At 72.7% G+C, this 3,377-nt stretch carries 4 protein-coding genes; 2 read left to right on the top strand and 2 right to left on the bottom strand.

The features are described from left to right. On the bottom strand, window positions 1-577 hold a 577-nt coding region (locus SACSA_RS25760; RefSeq protein ID WP_019814218.1), incomplete at its 3' end, for a DUF6542 domain-containing protein. Window positions 578-742: 165 nt separating this feature from the next. Further along, on the bottom strand, window positions 743-1,660 hold the full coding sequence (rmuC, locus tag SACSA_RS0105770; RefSeq protein WP_019814217.1) for a DNA recombination protein RmuC: 918 nt from the start codon (window positions 1,658-1,660) through the stop codon (window positions 743-745). 158 nt (window positions 1,661-1,818) lie between these two features. Between rmuC and SACSA_RS0105765 the strand changes: the two genes are divergently transcribed. Together SACSA_RS0105765 and SACSA_RS0105760 are read left to right on the top strand one after the other, a co-directional pair. Further along, entirely contained in the window at window positions 1,819-2,979 is a 1,161-nt protein-coding gene (locus SACSA_RS0105765) for an exonuclease SbcCD subunit D (protein ID WP_028661585.1), read from the top strand. Continuing rightward, the coding region (locus tag SACSA_RS0105760; RefSeq protein WP_028661584.1) for an AAA family ATPase at window positions 2,976-3,377 on the top strand (402 nt) is incomplete at its 3' end. The genes SACSA_RS0105765 and SACSA_RS0105760, both read left to right, overlap by 4 nt.

Raw genomic sequence — 3,377 nt, 5'->3', positions numbered from 1 at the left:
CCGCGTCACCACGGCGGGGTCGTTCGTCGTCGCGGGGGCGGTCTCGTCCGCCGCCGGTGCGCGGGCGGCCGGAGGCGGAATCCGCGTCCGGTGCTTCGCGGTCGCGGGTACCGGGGGCGCGTTCCCGGACCATCCGCCACGTGCCGAGCGCGACGGTCACGACCGTCACGCCGGCCATCACCGGGAAGCTGTTGATCAGCGGGGTGCCGACGGCGAGGGCCTTCGACAGCATGTCGCTGCCTTCGGGAAGGCCCGAGGCCATGAGCACGGACGTGGGCACCACGACCGCCATGATCAGCGGTGGCTGCACCATGGGCCCGAAGACGCCACGCCTGCGGGCCACGAGGACGGCCACGAGAGAGCCGACGACGAAGCAGGCGTAGAACGGAACACCCAGTCCGCCGGTCAGCAACTGTTCGGCGAACGCCCCCGCCGCCGCGAGGGCAAGGGAGATCAGGACGGCGCCCCACCACGGAACACCACGGCGTGCCCTGACCACGGACCGTTCGTCCCACGGCACGGCGGTGGCGTCGTCAGCGGTGTCCGGATCGCTCCGGCGGTCTCGTATGGCCGTCACGAGGCAACACCGTATCCCGTTCCCCGGTCACCACACCGCACCCACCGGTAACTCACACAGTGCGACCAGCGTCGACACGCGCTGTTGGTTCAGACCTTACTCCCACTTCCGGACGAACGCGGCACCGTCGCACACCCGGCTGTGGTCAAGCACACAGTCGCGCGCTCACGGGGCGGACAATTCGTCCTGCCTGCGGACCTCCGGTGGTGGTGAGGGACTGGCGGAGGCCTCGGTGAGCGGCGCGACCTGGGCGCGGAAGTGTTCGAGGGCATCGATCTCCCGGCGCCGGGCGGACAGGAAGCGTTGCAGGTGTGTGCCGGAGAGGTTGACCGCCTCCACCGCGTTGCCCGCCGCGCGGTTGGCGGCGGCGGCCTGGCTGCGCACTCGCTCCACGTCGTCGACCAGGGTGCGTTCCGTCGCGGCGAACAGCGCGGCCGAGGCCAGGACGGCGAAGCCCGTCGGCCCGCAGAGGAACACCCGCCGGTCGAGCAGCCACCGCAGGAGCTCGGGATCGGTGTCCAGCGCGGCGACCACGGCCGCGTCGGACGGCACGAACATCACCGTGCCGTAGATGGCGTCGGCCCAGCGCGCGTAGTCCTTGCCCGCGAGCTCGGTGGCGCGGGCCCGCAGGTTGCGCACGTGGACCCGCAGCGCGTCGAGCCGTTCCTCCGGGTCGTCGGTCTCGACCGCCTCCGCCCAGCAGGCCGTGCTCGCCTTCGCGTCCACCGGGACCGCCCGGCCTCCGCCGACGGTGAGCACCAGATCCGGTTTCGCCGCGCCGCCGCCCGCGAGATCGGTCTGGAGGGTGAAGTGCAGACCTTCGCGCAGGCCGAGCGCGCGGGCCGTCTCCGTGAGCACCTGCTCGCCCAGTTCCCCGCGCCCGCTGATCGAGGCGAAGGCGACCTCGTACCGGCGCAGCGCCTGCTGTTGCTGGTCCACTTTGGCTCGTTCCTGCTCCACCGTGCGGGTCGCCGCGTCGGCCCGGCGCATGCCGTCCTGGTACAGGCGCCACAGCAGCATGACCGCGACGGCCAACGCGAGCGTGGTCACGACGGCCGCCGTGACCAGAATCGTCGAACCCACCGATGCGTCCCTTCTTCCCCCGTGCCGGTCCCTCTCGGGCGCCATGATGGCGTGCGGTACCGACGAAACCGCCCGCGCCGGATTCGCGCAACACGGTCGGGTGACACGCCGGGGACGGGTCCGTGGTTCTGTCGTGGGCGGCCTCTACCTTGACCGGCGTGCGAGTGCTGCATACCTCCGATTGGCACGTGGGCCGGACCTTTCACGGAGCCGACCTGCTCGCCGAGCAGGACCACGTGCTCGGCCACCTCGCCGAACTCGTCGAGAGCGAGGCGGTGGACGTGGTCGTCGTCGCGGGCGACGTGTACGACCGGGCGGTGCCCTCCGCCGAGGCCGTGCGGGTGGCCACGCGGGCGCTCGCGCGGCTGCGGCGTGCCGGGGCCGAGCTGGTGATCACCTCGGGCAACCACGACTCGGCCGCGCGGCTGGGCGCGTTCGCCGAGTTCGCCGCCGCCGGTGGTCTGCACCTGCGCACGGCGGTCGACGACATCGACCGGCCGGTCCTGCTCTCCGACGAGCACGGCCCGGTCGCCGTCTACGGCGTCCCGTATCTCGAACCGGACACCGCGCGGCACGCACTCGGGGTGCCGCGGGCACGGGGGCACACGGAGGTGCTCACCGAGGCGATGCGGCGAGTGAGGCGGGATCTCGCGGACCGGCCCTCGGGAACGCGGTCGGTGGTCGCCGCGCACGCGTTCGTCACCGGTGGCGCGGGCAGCCAGTCGGAGCGGACGATCGCGGTGGGCGGGGTCGAGCAGGTACCCGGTTCCGTGTTCGACGGTGTCGATTACGTCGCCCTCGGCCACCTGCACGGCCCGCAGCGCCTGGCCGAGCACCTGCGCTACTCCGGCAGCCCGCTGGCGTACTCGTTCTCCGAGACGGCACGCAAGGCGGTGTGGCTGGTCGACCTCGACGCCGGCGGACTCGCCGGGGTGCGGCGGTGTGCGCTGCCGGTGCCGAGGGACCTGGCCACCGCGCGCGGGACGCTGGAGGAGCTGCTGGAGTCGCCGGAGTACGAGGCGCTCGTCGACTGTTACCTCTCGGTGACCCTGACCGACCGAGTGCGACCACTCGATGCCATGCGCAGGTTGCGGGAGCGCTTTCCACACGCGGTCCATATGGAGTGGGAGCCCGAGGGTGGCACGACCGCCGTCCTGCGCTACGCCGAGGCGGTACGGGGCCGCTCGGACGCCGAGATCGCGAGCGGATTCCTCACCGACTGCCGGGGCGAGCCGCCGAACGAACGAGAGCGGGCGCTGTTGGAACGGGCGCTCGAGGACGCGGGCAGGGCCGATCCGGGCGGAAGGGGGCAGCGGTGAGGCTGCACCGGCTTGAGGTCCGCGCGTTCGGCCCGTACCCGGGCCGGGAGGTCGTCGACTTCGACGAGCTCGGTGCGGACGGGTTGTTCCTGCTGTACGGGGACACGGGCGCGGGCAAGACGACGCTGCTCGACGCGGTGGCCTTCGCGTTGTTCGGTGTCGTGCCGGGCGCGCGCGGCACCGGCAAGCAACGCCTGCGCTGCGACCTCGCGGCGGCAGAGGAGACCACCGAGGTGGCGCTGGAGCTGACCGTGCAGGGGCACCGCCTGCGGGTGGTGCGCAGCCCGGAGTACCAACGTCCGAAACGCCGGGGCGAGGGGCTCACCACCCAGCAGGCCAAGGCGTCGCTGACCTGGCTCACCACGCCGCCGGACGGCGGACCGTCCGAGGGGGTCACC

Source organism: Saccharomonospora saliphila YIM 90502 (genome assembly GCF_000383795.1).
Lineage (GTDB): Bacteria > Actinomycetota > Actinomycetes > Mycobacteriales > Pseudonocardiaceae > Saccharomonospora > Saccharomonospora saliphila.
This window is presented reverse-complemented; position numbering and strand designations above follow the sequence as displayed.